Below are 13,407 nucleotides of genomic sequence, written 5' to 3' on the forward strand. Positions count from 1 at the left end.
CGGTCTACTCTGACCCTGATCGGCGAATCACGGAAATAGATCCTGCGGATGAGTCGCATCCACGCCATGGATAGCCCTTCCATGGGCCGCTCAGAACGTCCCTGGTGGTGCCCGGTGAACCTGTCCCGACTCGACCTCAACCTCGTCGTCGCCCTGCGCGCCCTGCTGGAGGAGCGCAACGTCACCCGGGCCGGCGAGCGGGTCGGGCTCAGCCAGCCCGCGATGAGCGCCGCGCTGTCCCGGCTGCGCCGGCACTTCGGTGACGAACTGCTGGCGCGCACGGGAAACGCGTACGAGCTCACCCCGCTCGGCGTCGCCCTGCGCGACCGCAGCGCCAGCGCCTGTGACCTGCTGGAACGCCTCTTCTCCAGCCAGGCCGACTTCGACCCGGCGGCCGAGACCCGCGAGTTCACGCTGCTCGCCTCGGACTACGGCGCGGCCGTCTTCGGCGCCGCGCTGGCCCGCGCGATGCACGACGAGGCCCCCGGCGTCCGGCTCACCTTCCAGCACCCGGCGCCGTCGGTCGTGGAGAACACCGCGGCCGTGCTCAGCACCGTCGACGGACTGCTGATGCCGCACGGCGTCATCGACGGCTTCCCCGCGGTCGACCTCTACCAGGACCGCTGGCTGTGCCTGCTCGCCGACGACCACCCGGACGTCGGCGACGCACTCACCCTCGACGACCTCGCGCGGCTGCCCTGGGCCGTCTACCAGCGCCCTTACGACGCCCCCGTGGCCCGGCAGCTCAGCATGCTCGGCATCAGCCCGCGAGTGGAGGTGTCCGTGCAGACCTTCCAGCTGCTCCCGCACATGGTCGAGGGCACCCGCCGGATCGCGATGATCCAGGCACGCCTGGCCCAGAGGGCGGTCCGGTCCGCGGCGGTACGGGTCCTGCCGTGCCCCTTCGAGGCGGTCCCGGTGGGCCAGGCGATGTGGTGGCACCCGGTGCACACGCAGGACGCGGCGCACATCTGGCTGCGGCGGAAGGCCGAGGAGGTGGGGGCGGAGCTGACGGTGACGCGTTAGCTCGTACGACGGCGCCGCCTCAGCTCGTAAGACGGCGCCGCAGACGTGTCGCGCGCCAGAGTGTACGAGGGCCGCGCGTCAGCTCGTACGACGGCGCCGCAGCCGTGTCGCGCGTCAGCTCGTACGACGGCCACGCGTCACCTCGTATGACGGCGCCGCAGACGCGTCGGGCGTCAGCTCGTACCACGGCGCCGCAGACGCGTCAGGACAGCGGTTGCGACTCGGTCATCCCGCCTCTGCGCCCGGCCGTCAGCAGGCCGCCCGCGACGACCGCCGCGGCGGCCCCCAACACCCCCACCGCCCCCGCGAGACTCCCCACCAGGGCCTCCGCGCCCAGCAGCACCAGCGGGCAGAGGAACTCGCCGCCGAAGAACGCGGCCGTCCACAGCCCCGTCCCCCGCCCGCGGTCCTCGAACGCCAGCCGGGACATCGCGCTCGTCAGCAGGGCCGGCAGCAGCATGCCCGTGCCCACGCAGTTGACCACTGCGCCGACCACCAGCAGCGCCGGATTCCCGGCCACGGCCATCACCCCGAAGCCGACCGCGCACACCGCCAGCACCCCGGGCAGCAGGGGCCCCGGCGCGCGCTTCAGCCGCGCGAAGGTGACCGCCCCGCCCACGGTCGCCGCACTGGCGACGGCGGTGGCCAGCCCGATCACACCGGAGCTCTCCACGCCGAGGTCGTCGAGGAGGTACGACATCTCGACCGGCACGGTGTAGAAGACCATCGCGCCGAAGAAGGTGAGCGTGCAGATGCCGCCCAACTGCCGCCAGGGGAAGGCGCGTCGGGGTTCGATGCCCGGCTCCGTCCCGTCTGCCGCCGTACCGCCGGTCGTCGGTGCGGGCAACGCCGAGGCCATCAGCGGCGCCAGCACCAGGCTCACCGCGTACACCCAGAACGGCACCCGCCAGCCCGCCGCTCCGACGGCACCGCCGAGCGCGAAGAAGACGGTGGCCGACGCGGAGGCGCACATGGTCTGCAGGGCGAGGTACCTCACGCGCTGCCGCCCGCTGTAGTAGTCGCCGATCAGCGTGGTGCAGCACGTCATGATCGCGGCCTCGGCGACCCCGACCAGCGCCCGGCTCGCGATGATCGCGCCGAGCGACTCCAGCCACAGCGGGGCCGTGCCGAACACGGCGTACAGCAGGGTCGCCCCGATCAGCAGCCGTCTGCGCCCCAGCCGGTCCACGATCACCCCGGCGAACGGCGCGAGCAGCGCGAGCGCCAGTGCCGGGACGGTCAGGGCGAGCGGCACGAGCGCCTTGGCGCCGGGTACGGCCGCGAAGTGGTCCTGCATCTTCGGCAGGACGGGGGCGATGAGCACCGCCCCCAGGATCGGCAGACAGCTGCCCGCCATGAGCAGGGACACGCGCAGCAGATGGGCCGGGCCCGTGACGGCGACGGGGGACGCGGGTGTTTCGTCGTCGTCCGTCAGGGTGGGGGACGGGGGCACGGAAGCGGGCATGGCGACTCCAGTGGACAGGCGCGGGAGCGGGCATGCCGGTCGGGGCGCCGACGGCGCAGGCATGCGGGGGGACGTCCACCGGGGGCGGCTCCCGCTGGAGCGGACAGCGGGAGCCGTGGGGACGACCAGGTGGGGACGACTATGAGTGGCCGGGCCCGGCCACCGCCATCCCTCCCGCGATCCGAATCCCGTATCCGGCTCATCCACCCGGTGAATGGGCCGCCCGGCGCCGCCCTGACCGAGCCGTCGCGTCAGAGGCTGCCGTACGTGGCGGGTGCTCCCTCGTCCGCGAGCGCGGTGTACGGCAGCATGACCAGCGCGATGGCCCCGTACTCCGTCCGGGCAGGCCGCAACTGGACCCGGATGCCGTGCCGTTCGGCCAGCCTGCCGACCACGAAGAGCCCCATGCGCCGTGAGATCGCGGCGTCCACGGTCGGCGGGTCGGCGAGTTTGCGGTTGAGCTCGGCGAAGTCCTGGGGGGTCAGGCCGACTCCCTCGTCGTGGATCTCCACCATGGCACGCCCGTCCGGGAGTTGGGCCGCGGTGACCCGTACCGGGCTGTGCGGCGAGGAGAACGTGGTCGCGTTCTCCAGGAGCTCGGCCAGCAGATGCACGAGGTCGGTGGCGGCGCGGCCGTGGACGAGTGTGTCGGGGATGCCGGAGATCTGGACCCGCTCGTACTGCTCGACCTCGGACGCGGCGGCCCGCACGGTGTCGATGAGCGGCATCGGCCGGTCCCAGCGGTGCCGGGGTTCCTCTCCGGCGAGGACGAGCAGGTTCTCGCCGTTGCGGCGCATCCGCGTCGCCAGGTGGTCCAGTCGGAACAGGTTCTCCAGCTGGTCGGGGTCGGCCTCGTTCTTCTCCAGGTCGGTCAGCAGATGCAGCTGCCCCTCGACGAGTGCCTCCGACCGGCGCGAGAGGCTGGTGAAGATGGCGCTGACGTTGCCGCGCAACAAGGCCTGTTCGGCAGCGTGTTGGACGGCCTCACGGTGGACCTGGTCGAAGGCCCGGGCGACCTCGCCGATCTCGTCCCTGGTGTCGATGGGGATGGGGGTGACGCGGGTGTTCACCGGGTGCGGGCGCGGCTGGGACAACTTCTGGACCAGTGCGGGCAGTTGTGTCTGGGCGATGTCCAGGGCGGCCCCGCGCAGCCGGCGCATGCTGCCGGTCATCGAGCGCGCGACCCACATGGCCAGCAGGAAGGCCAGCACGACGGCGGCCACGACGACCGTGGAGTTGACGACGGCGTCTCGTCGGGCGCCGTCGGAGATGTCCTCGGCCTTGGCGAGCGCGGTGTCCGAGAGCTGTACCTCGACGCTGCGGTAGGCGTCGAAGGCGAGCGTCGAGGCGGTGAAGAACGACTCCCGGGTGATGCCCTCGGCCGCCAGCTTCTCGGCCGGGGTGCCGGACGCGATCCGCTTGATCATCTCCTCCAGCGGCGGCGGGGCGACGAACGGCTTCCCGGCGTCCGCGGCCTTCTGCGCCGCCTCGGCCGCGAGTGACCGGCCCTTCTTCTGGGCGGTGTCCATGGCCCGTTCGAGGCGGTCCATGTCCGCGCTGGTGCCGGCGCCGGCGAACTCCTGCAGCGCGACCTGCTGGAGGTAGGCGTAGGAGCGGAACGTGGCGAGCTGGACGTCCAGTTCACCGTCCGCGAGGTCGTCGCGGTCCTGGACGAGGACGCGCTGGCCGATGGCCCGGGTGAGCGACTCGGCGGCCTGGGTGAGGGAGAGGGCGTACAAGGTGCGGCCGAAGCTCGCCTGGTTGCTGCTGCCGAAGCCCAGCTCGTTGGAGAGCTCCATGAGGGGGTGCTGGATCAGGTGGTACTTCTCCTCGGTCTGGACGCCGGGGAGCTTGTCCGTGAAGGCGTTCGCGCGCAGATCCGTCAGCGCCTTCTCGCCGGTGCGAACCGCGGCGACGCGCTGGAGGAGGCGCGTCGAGCGCGGCATGTTCGCCACCGCCCTGTCGAAGTCCTCGCGGTCCTGGTCGGTGATCGCGCGGGCCTTGGTGATCGCGCCGTCCGACCGCTTCCCCGTCAGGAGCGGGACGACCGAGACGTCCCGCTCGTTGATGACGTCACTGGCGTATTTGTTGGCCGCCTGCACGAGTTGGGCGACCCGCACGGCGTCCTCGGCGTCCGCCACCGTGTCGATCGAGCGTTTCACCCGGAAGGCGCCGAGGGAGAGCGCGACGAGCACGGGGATGAGGAGGACGACGTACAGGCGTTTCGCCATACGCCAGTTCCGCATGGACAAGGGTGCCCGGCGTGCTGTTCTCACGTGCGTGACGGCCTTTCTCGGTCGGATCAGGTGAACCGGCGCAGCAGCCGGTCCTTGCCGCGGGTGAACGGCGGATAGGCCAGCCGCAGGGTGTCCGGCAGCCGCGGCTTGTCGAGTACGGCCTTGACGTGGCTGAACGTGTCGAGGGAGTACGAGCCGTGGTACCGGCCCAGACCGCTCTCCCCGACCCCGCCGAACGGCAGCCCCGGCACGGCGAGATGGGCGTTGGGCACCCCGAACGCCAGGGCGCCGGAGGAGGTTTCCGCCGTGAGCCGGCGCTTGGACGCCGCCGAGGCGGTGAACGCGTAGAGCGCGAGCGGCTTTTCCCGCGCGGTGACGAACGCGATCGCCGCGTCCAGGTCGGGGACCCGCACGACGGGCAGGATCGGCCCGAAGATCTCCTCCCGCATCACCGGGGCGTCGAGGTCGACGTCGGCGAGGACCGTGGGCGCGAAGTAGAGCCGGGAGCGGTCGTGTTCGCCGCCGACCACGATCCGGCCGCCGGCCGGCAGCGCGGCGAGCCGGTCGAAGTGCCGCTCGTTGACGATCCGGCCGTAGTCCTCGCTCGTGGCCGGGTCCGCGCCGTACATCTCCCGGATCGCGGCGGCGAGCGCGTCCTGGAGGCCGTCGGCCGTGTCGCCGACGGCCAGGACGTAGTCGGGCGCCACGCAGGTCTGCCCGGCGTTCATGAACTTGCCCCAGGCGAGGCGGCGGGCGGCCGCGGTGAGGTCGGTGCCGGGTTCGACGACGGCGGGACTCTTGCCGCCGAGCTCCAGCGTGACGGGAGTGAGGTGCCGGGCCGCGGCGGCCATGACGACGCGCCCCACGGTGCCGTTGCCGGTGTAGAAGACATGGTCGAACCGTTGTTCCAGCAGGGCTGTCGTCTCTGCCACTCCCCCTTCTACGACGGCGACGGCCTCGGGGTTCAGCACCCGGGGCAGCCATTCGGCCAGGGCGGCCGACGTCGCGGGTGCCAGCTCACTCGGCTTGACGACCGCGCAGTTGCCCGCCGCGAGCGCGCCGACCAGCGGGCCCAGGGCCAGTTGGAGCGGATAGTTCCAGGGACTGATGACCAGCACCGTGCCCAGCGGCTCGCGCACGGTGCGGGCCCGGGCCGGCGCCAGGGCGAGGGGTACGCCGACCCGGCGCGGACGCAGCCACCGGCCCAGATGGCGCAGGGTGTGGTCGATCTCGTTGACCAGGAACCCGATCTCGGTGGTGTACGCCTCCGTGCGGCTCTTGCCGAGATCGGCGCGCAGGGCCGCCGCGAACACCTCCTCGTGCTCGGTCAACATCCGGCGCAGCGCACGTAGTTGGGACGTGCGCCAGGCCACCGGGCGGGTCAGGCCGGTGGCGAAGGCGGCGTTCAGGCGGGAGACGGTGCGGGCCGCCGTGTCGGGGCGTGCCAGGTCTGTGGAGGAGGGCATGCGGGCGAGCATAAACGAAACGAAAGCTTTTCGTTTCGGTATTGGGTTATTCTGTGACCCATGAGTTCGGCCACTTCCTCCAGTCCTCCCGCCCTCCACGAGTCGGCGGCGCTGCTCCGCGGCGCCCTCGACCGCCCCGAGCGGGAGCTGCTCGCCCCCGGCGGCCCGTGGAACCTCTCCCAGACGCTCCAGCACTGCGCCCAGACCGTCCGCTACTCCGTCATCGGATACCCGCGCCTGAAGCCCGCCCTGTTCCGGGCCACCGCCGGAGCGCTGGCCAAGCGGCTCTTCCTGCGCCGCGGCGCGATGAAGCACCCGCTCGGCGCGGAGATCGACGGCGCCCCGCCGCTGGTCGCCGACCGGCCGGTGGCGGAGGCCGCCGCCGACTTCGAGGACGCCGTCGCCCTGTTCACCGCCCACACCGGGGACCACGCACCGCATCCGGCGTACGGCCGCTGCACACACGCGGAGTTCGAGCGCCTGCACGCCCTGCACCTCGCCGAACACCTCCCGGGACTGACGCGTGGCTGACGCGGCACCGCAGCGGGGCCGGCCCCGGGACGCCGCGCGCGACCGGGCCCTGCTGGAGGCCGCGCTCGCCGTCCTGGCCGAGAGCGGGTACGGCGGGCTGACCACGGCCGCCGTCGCCACGCGCGCCGGTGTCTCCACGGCCACCCTCTACCGCCGCTGGTCCTCCAAGGAGGACCTGGTGATCGCCGCCGTGGCCGCCTACGCCGGGGACCTCGGGGCCCAGCCCGACACCGGCACGCTCGAAGGCGATCTGCGCGACCTCCTGCGGGACAAGGCCGTCGCGCTGACCGGTCGCAGCGGTCAGCTGATCCGCACCCTGATCGGTGAGGCCGCCCACAACGACGCCCTGGCCGAGGCGCTCACCGCAGCACTGATGGCGCCGGTGCGGGAGCGCGTGGACGTGATCGTCGAGCGGGCGATCGCCCGCGGTGAGATCCCGCCCCTGAAGGACCGCGACCTGGTCGGCGACCTGGTCATAGGCCCGGTCGTCAGCATGTTCACCCTCGCCCCGCAGCCGCCCCACGAGGTCGCCGAGGCCACGGCACGGGCGGCCGCGGACCGGCTGCTGCCGTTCGTGCTGCGCGCGGTGGGCGGGGCGACGCAGGCATAAGGCCTGATGGCGTGCGACGGGTGGGAAAACCCTGTGGAAGCGGTGTCGGTGGTGCCGTTTATGCTGCACCGAACGATCAGGCGGGGCCAGGGGAGGGCACGGCATGTTGGGGAAGCTGTTCGGGAGAAGCGCGGCGTCGGCGGAGGATCCGCACGCGCTTCCCGTCCCGCGCAGGCCGCGGGGCGGGGTGTACAAACTGGAGGCCCTCGGGGACGCGCGGGTGCTGGCGCTGGTCGAGGCGGCCCGCGCGCGTGACTGGTCGGCGGTCAAGACGGCGCTGGCCCCCTTCGACCTCGGCCACGAGCAGGCGGTCCTCGGGCAACTGTCCGTGGTGGACGGTCTGGAGGAGTGGATCGTCCAGGCCGCCGACGAGGACAAGGGCGACGACGAACTCCGGGCCACCGCCCTGCTCATATCGGGTGCGCGCCACATCTCCTGGGGCTGGGACGCACGCACCTCCGCCCGCGCCGTGGACGTCAGCCGCGAGCAGTGGCAGACCTTCTACGAGCGGCTGAACATCGCCGAGGAGCACCTGCTGGAGGCCGCCGAGCTGCGGCCCGAGTGGGTCACCCCGTGGCGCCAACTGCTCACCTCGGGACGCGGCATGTCCCTCGACGACCACGTCCAGGACGCCCGGCTCGCGGCCGGCCTGCGCCGTGACCCGCTGAACCTGGACATCCACCTGGAGTGGGTGTCGCACCTCCAGCCCCGCTGGGGCGGAAAGGCGGGCGAGGCCCTGGAGTTCGCCCAGAAGGCCTTCGCCGCCGCCCCCGACGGGCACCGGCTCGGCTGTGTCGTCGCCATGGCCCGGATCGAGGAATGGGTGGAGTCCGACCGCCGCGACTGCCTCCAGGACCCGCGGATCCGCGCCGAGTTGAGAGAGGCCGCCGAGCGCAGCATCCTGCACCACGCCTACGAGCGCCGCCTCGGCTGGCAGGGCGACTACAACATCTTCGCCATGGCCCTCTCCCTGGCGGGCAGCAGCACGGCCTCCAATGTCTTCCGCGAGCTGGAGGGCGTGTACACCGAGTGGCCGTGGGTCTTCATGTCGGACCCGCAGAAGGCGTACTCCCGCCTGCGCAAGGCCTTCTGAGCCACGGCCACGCAGCAGGTGCACACCCGCCTGCGCAAGGCCTTCTGAGCCACGGCCACGCAGCAGGTGCACACCCGCCTGCGCAAGGCCTTCTGAGCCACCGGCCACGCAGGACTGCACACCCGCCTGCGCAAGGCTCCTTGGTCACCGCCCACCTCAGCCGTTCCCTTCACCCCGGACTGACCCATGCCCCTGCGTCACAACGCCGCCGAGCCCGCCGCCACCGACCGCACCTTCCAGGTCGACCTGCGCGGCCTCGTCGACCTGCTCTCCCACCACCTCTACTCCAGCCCCCGCGTCTACCTGCGCGAACTGATGCAGAACGCGGTCGACGCCCTCACCGCACGGCACGCCATCGAGCCCACCGGCGGCTTCGGCATCCGCCTGTACGCGGACGGCGCGACGGTACGCGTCGAGGACGACGGCGTCGGACTCACCGAGGCCGACGTGCACACCTTCCTCGCCACGATCGGCCGCAGCAGCAAGCGCGCCGACCAGGTCGCCGAGCAACGCGCCGACTTCATAGGCCAGTTCGGCATCGGCCTGCTCTCCTGCTTCCTGGTCGCCGACGAGATCCATGTCGTCAGCCGCTCCGCCCGCACCCCCGACGCCCCCGCCGTGGAATGGCGCGGCCGCGGCGACGGCAGCTACACCGTCCGCACCCTGCCCGCCTCCGCCCGCCCCCGGCCCGGCACGACGGTCACGCTGACGCCGCGCGCCGACGCGGAGGAGTGGACCCGCCCGACCCAGGTCCACTCGCTGGCCCGTCACTTCGGCTCCCTGCTGCGCCACCCGGTGACCTTCCACGACGGCTCGGGCGGCGCGGCCGTACCCGTGAACCCCGAGCCCGCGCCCTGGTCGGGCACGTACCCCACCCCGGGAGCCCGCTCCCGCGCGCTGGCCGCGTACGGCGAAGAGGTCTTCGGATTCACGCCGCTGGACACCATCGAGCTCGACCTCCCGGCCGTCGGCCTCAAGGGCATCGCCTGCGTGCTGCCCGAGGCGGTGCCCGCCGGGCGGCGCCACGGCCACCGCGTCCACGTCAAGGGCATGCTGCTGTCCGAGCAGGCCGAGGAGATCCTGCCCGAGTGGGCCTTCTTCGTCCGCTGCGTCGTGGACGCCGAGAGCCTGCGCCCGACCGCGTCCCGCGAGGCGCTCTACGAGGACGACACCCTCGCCGCCGTCCGCGACGCCCTCGCCGAACGGCTGCGCGACTGGATCGCCCGCGCCGCCGCCAGCGACCCCGAACTGCTGGGCCGCTTCCTCCAGGCCCACCACCTGGCCGTGAAGTCCCTCGCCGTGCACGACGACGAGATCCTGCGGATGCTGCTGCCCTGGCTGCCCTTCGAGACCACCGCCGGGCACTGCACCCTCGACGAGTTCGCCCGCACCCACCGCACCGTCCTCGTGACGTCCAGCGTCGAGGAGTTCCGCCAGGTCGCGGCGATCGCCTCGGCCGCCGGACTCGGCGTCGTCAACGGCGGCTACACCTACGACCGTCAACTGGTCCACCGGCTGCCCGAGATCAGGCCCGAGGTCACGGTCGCCGACCTCGACCCGGCCACCCTCACCGCCCACCTCGACCCCGTCGACCGGGAGACGGAGCTGGCCGCCGCGGCCTACCTGGCCCAGGCCCGCGACGCCCTCGCCGTCTTCGACTGCGACGTCGCCCTGCGCACCTTCCAGCCCGCGTCCGCCCCCGCGCTCCTCGTCGACAGCCGCGAGGCCCGGCACGAACGCACCCGCTCCCAGCTCGCCCGCGAGCAGGAGGGCGGCCTGTGGGGCGACATCCTCGGCGCCCTGCGCCAGGAGGCACCGCGCGCCCAGCTGATCCTCAACCAGCTGAACCCGCTGGTGCGCACCGCCGTCACCATCGACGAACCCGAACTGGCCCGCACCAGCGCCGAAGCCCTCTACGGCCAGGCCGCGATGCTGTCCCGGCGCCCTCTGCGGCCCGCCGAGTCGAGCCTCATCAACCGCTCCTTCCTCGACCTCCTCGCCCACGCCCTCCGCAAGGACAGCTGACGATGACGACCGCACCCCACCCCCAGACCACGGACGAGCTGTACCAGGCGCTCCAGGAGAACGACCGCCGCCCCTACGGCCGCACCCGCACCGTCACCGCCGAGGAACTCGTCGACGCCGCCGAGCAGTTCGCGGAGCCCGGCCCGCTCATCGACGCGCTCCTCGAACTCCAGGAGGCGTACACCTACGGCTCCGAACCCCGTAAGTCCCCTGTCGTCTTCGCGCGCCTGCTCACCCTCTTCGACGAGCAGCCCGACGTCTTCGACGAGCGCCTGCGCCACCAGCTGTTCTGGCGGTTCAAGTGGGTGGCCCACGCCCTGCGCCAGCTCCCCGAGATCCCGCTGACCAGCCTGCGGCAGTGGCTCACGGAGATGCGCGAGCGGTACGAGAAGGCAGGCCTCGGCCTCCAGCCGTACTACGGACAGGCGTACCAACTCGCCGCGCACGTCGGCGAGGACACCGCCCTCGCCTACGACCTGTGGGCGGCCCGCCCCCGCACCCGGCTCAGCGACTGCGAGGCCTGCGAGACCTGCCAGCGTGCCCGGTACCTGCTCCGGGCGGGCGACGACGAAGGGGCCCTGCGCGCCTTCGAACCGGTCCTCGCGGGCAAGGAGTCCTGCAAGGAGGAGCCCGCCCGCTCCGCCTCGTACGCGCTGCTGCCGCTGCTGCGCACCGGCGACACCGACCGGGCCCGCACGCTGCACCTCACCGGCTACCGGGCCTGCCGCCGCAACCCCTCGATGTCCGAAGAGGTCGGCCGGCACCTGGAGTTCTGCGCGCTCACCGGCAACGAGGCACGCGGGCTGGAACTGCTCGCCGAGAACCGGAACCTGTTCGACGAGGTCGACTCGCCGCTGGACCAGCTCGGTTTCCTCACCGGCGTGGAGGTCCTCCTCCAGCGCGTCGAGTCCCTCGGCCACGGTGACCTGCCGACCGCCGGATACCCGGGCCGCACCTGGACGGTGGCCGCGCTGCGCGCCGAGGTGCGCGGTCGCGCCGACGACCTCGCCGCCCGGTTCGACGCCCGCAACGGCACCACGACCCACGCCGACCGCCGCAAGGCCCGCCTCGACCGGGCTCCGCTGCTGGAGCGGCTCGAACTGACCCTGCGCACGCGGGAGCTGGACGACGTGGCCCAGGCCGCTCCGGCAGCGGCGCCCACCACCACCCCAGCGGCACCCGCCGTCCCCGAGTCCCTGCCCGAACTCATCCTCCGGGCGAGGGAGCTGGACGAGGTGGGGCACCCGGACGCACAGGCCTGCTGGACCCGTCTGCGCACGCTCGTCGCCGACCCCGGCTACCGCCACCCCGACGACCCGGCCGTGGGACCGCTCGTCCGCCTGCGCGCGGACCTGCTGGCCGAAGAAGCCCACCGGGCGGGCGCCAAGGACGAGTACGCCGACTCCGCCGCCCTCCACGAGGAGGCCGCGGCCCTGTACGACGCCGCGGGCGAGCCGGCCGACGCCGCGGTCTCCCGCGCCTGCGCACTGCTCACGACCGCCGAGATCCCCCCGGAGGGCGAGGACGCCGCCGAGGTGCGCGTCGCCGGGCTGACCGACGCCCACGCCGCCATGGTCCGGCTGCACGAGGAGACGCCCGGCCTCGCCCCGTTCCAGGAGGCCCGGCTGCTGCGGGTGCGGGCCACCGCGCTCGCCGTACGCCTGCAGACGTCGGGGAACGAGGAGCACATCGCGCCGGTCCACGCCGAGATCGACCTGCTGCACACGCTCGCCACCCGGCACGAGCTCGCCGGGCAGATCTCCGGGGCGCTGCTGCTGCGGGCCAGCACGCACGCCGTCTCCGGCGACCTGCCCACCGCCGTCACCGAGATCGACGCCCTCGTCGACCGGCTCAAGGAGCACGGCCCCGCCTGGCATCTGCCGCGGACGCTCGGGCTGCGCGGCCGGCTCCAGCTCGGCCTCCGGGACGCCGAGGCCGCGTACCGGGACCTGAGCGAGGCCGTGCGGCTGGCCGCCGACTGGCCGGCCGACACCGTCGACACCACCCGGCTCCTCGGCGACCTGGCCGAGACCTGCATGCGCCTGGGCCGCCCCGAGGAGGCCCTGCGTCACCTGACGCGCTCTGCCGAGGCGGACCTGCGCCGCGGCAGCCGGACCGACGCGTTCTGCTCCTACAGCAACGCGGCCCAGCTCAGCCTCGACCTCGGCCGGGTGGAGGACTGCATCGCGCTGCTCGACTCCCTGCTGATCGAACCGGACGTGGTCTCCGGCGAGTTGGACGACCGGCTCGTGGCCCAGCTGCGGCTGACCCGCGCCCGCGCGCTGCGCACGGGGGAGGACCTCAAGGCCGCCACGGCCGAGTTCGTCGCCCTCGCGGCCGAGTCGGCGGGCTGGGACGACGACCCGGGCAGCCACGCCATGATCGCCGCGGAGACGGCCGTACTCCTCGGCGAGTCCGGCGAGTTCGACCAGGCTCGCGCGGTCGCGGACCAGGCGCTCGCCGCCCACGCCAAGGAGCCGCGCTACGAGATGCTCAGCAGCTGCCTGCGCGAGCTGGCCCGCCTCCAGGCCCAGCAGCAGGGCCCCGACGGTCTCGCCGACGCCCGCGCCTTCCTCACCGACGCCGAGCGGATAGCCGACGAGGCCCGCGCCGCGGAGTACGAGGCCCACGGCCGCTCCCTCGACAGCGCCCTGGCCTACGAGCACGGCCGGGTCAACGCCTACGCCGGCGAGTACGAGGACGCGCTGACCGCCCTGGACAAGGCCCTCGCCCTGCTCGGCGAGCCGGGCCGGGAGACGGACCACGCCGGGGAGTGGGCCGAGTGCGTCCGCCTCGCCGGCGCCGTGGAGGGCCTCTACCTGGAACGCCCCGCCCCGGCCCTGACCCGCCTCGACGCGGCGATCGCCCGCCTGACCGCCCTGGGGCACACCGAGGAGACGCAGTCCCTGACCGCCCTGGCGGCCCGCCTGCGCGACGAGGCGTGACCCACCGGT

General features: G+C 73.2%; 9 protein-coding genes. 6 read left to right on the top strand and 3 right to left on the bottom strand.

Features of this window, described 5'->3' with window-relative positions; all coding sequences use genetic code 11:
- The first annotated feature begins 114 nt into the window (after positions 1-114).
- Complete coding sequence (locus ACFUO4_RS25015; protein ID WP_383488465.1) at positions 115-1,026, top strand: LysR family transcriptional regulator; 912 nt, start codon at positions 115-117, stop codon at positions 1,024-1,026.
- A gap of 202 nt (positions 1,027-1,228) precedes the next feature.
- On the opposite strand, the gene ACFUO4_RS25020 is transcribed toward ACFUO4_RS25015, so the two are convergent.
- The 3 genes from ACFUO4_RS25020 to ACFUO4_RS25030 form a co-directional block, all read right to left on the bottom strand.
- Positions 1,229-2,491 (bottom strand): MFS transporter, encoded by a 1,263-nt coding sequence (locus ACFUO4_RS25020; protein ID WP_383488468.1) that lies wholly within the window; start codon positions 2,489-2,491, stop codon positions 1,229-1,231.
- 251 nt (positions 2,492-2,742) lie between these two features.
- Positions 2,743-4,722, bottom strand: coding sequence for a nitrate- and nitrite sensing domain-containing protein (locus ACFUO4_RS25025; RefSeq protein WP_383488471.1), 1,980 nt, complete (start codon positions 4,720-4,722; stop codon positions 2,743-2,745).
- A 71-nt stretch (positions 4,723-4,793) separates the two neighbouring features.
- Positions 4,794-6,194 carry an aldehyde dehydrogenase family protein gene (locus ACFUO4_RS25030; protein WP_383488473.1) on the bottom strand — a complete coding sequence of 467 codons (1,401 nt, stop codon included), beginning with the start codon at positions 6,192-6,194 and terminating at the stop codon, positions 4,794-4,796.
- A 60-nt stretch (positions 6,195-6,254) separates the two neighbouring features.
- Here ACFUO4_RS25030 and ACFUO4_RS25035 point away from each other — a divergent pair, with 60 nt between their 5' ends.
- The 5 genes from ACFUO4_RS25035 (at position 6,255) to ACFUO4_RS25055 (ending at position 13,398) form a co-directional block, all read left to right on the top strand.
- Positions 6,255-6,725, top strand: coding sequence for a DUF1569 domain-containing protein (locus ACFUO4_RS25035; RefSeq protein ID WP_383488476.1), 471 nt, complete (start codon positions 6,255-6,257; stop codon positions 6,723-6,725).
- Entirely contained in the window at positions 6,718-7,335 is a 618-nt protein-coding gene (locus ACFUO4_RS25040) for a TetR/AcrR family transcriptional regulator (RefSeq protein ID WP_383488479.1), read from the top strand. The genes ACFUO4_RS25035 and ACFUO4_RS25040 overlap by 8 nt, the downstream gene beginning before the upstream one ends.
- A gap of 103 nt (positions 7,336-7,438) precedes the next feature.
- Positions 7,439-8,428: a hypothetical protein gene (locus ACFUO4_RS25045; protein ID WP_383488481.1), complete on the top strand. Its 990-nt coding sequence runs from the start codon at positions 7,439-7,441 to the stop codon at positions 8,426-8,428.
- A 186-nt stretch (positions 8,429-8,614) separates the two neighbouring features.
- A complete protein-coding gene (locus tag ACFUO4_RS25050; RefSeq protein WP_383488484.1) occupies positions 8,615-10,453 on the top strand; it encodes an HSP90 family protein in 1,839 nt (612 codons plus the stop codon).
- Between the two features lie 2 nt (positions 10,454-10,455).
- A complete protein-coding gene (locus tag ACFUO4_RS25055; RefSeq protein ID WP_383488487.1) occupies positions 10,456-13,398 on the top strand; it encodes a hypothetical protein in 2,943 nt (980 codons plus the stop codon).
- Positions 13,399-13,407 lie beyond the last annotated feature (9 nt).

This window comes from Streptomyces sp. NPDC057280 (genome assembly GCF_042668605.1).
Taxonomy (GTDB): Bacteria; Actinomycetota; Actinomycetes; order Streptomycetales; family Streptomycetaceae; genus Streptomyces.

Coding starts and splice junctions, on each gene's coding strand:
- ACFUO4_RS25020 (WP_383488468.1), bottom strand. CDS start 2,491: ATGCCCGCTTCCGTGCCCCCGTCCCCCACCCTGACGGACGACGACGAA.
- ACFUO4_RS25025 (WP_383488471.1), bottom strand. CDS start 4,722: ATGGCGAAACGCCTGTACGTCGTCCTCCTCATCCCCGTGCTCGTCGCG.
- ACFUO4_RS25030 (WP_383488473.1), bottom strand. CDS start 6,194: ATGCCCTCCTCCACAGACCTGGCACGCCCCGACACGGCGGCCCGCACC.
- ACFUO4_RS25035 (WP_383488476.1), top strand. CDS start 6,255: ATGAGTTCGGCCACTTCCTCCAGTCCTCCCGCCCTCCACGAGTCGGCG.
- ACFUO4_RS25045 (WP_383488481.1), top strand. CDS start 7,439: ATGTTGGGGAAGCTGTTCGGGAGAAGCGCGGCGTCGGCGGAGGATCCG.
- ACFUO4_RS25050 (WP_383488484.1), top strand. CDS start 8,615: ATGCCCCTGCGTCACAACGCCGCCGAGCCCGCCGCCACCGACCGCACC.
- ACFUO4_RS25055 (WP_383488487.1), top strand. CDS start 10,456: ATGACGACCGCACCCCACCCCCAGACCACGGACGAGCTGTACCAGGCG.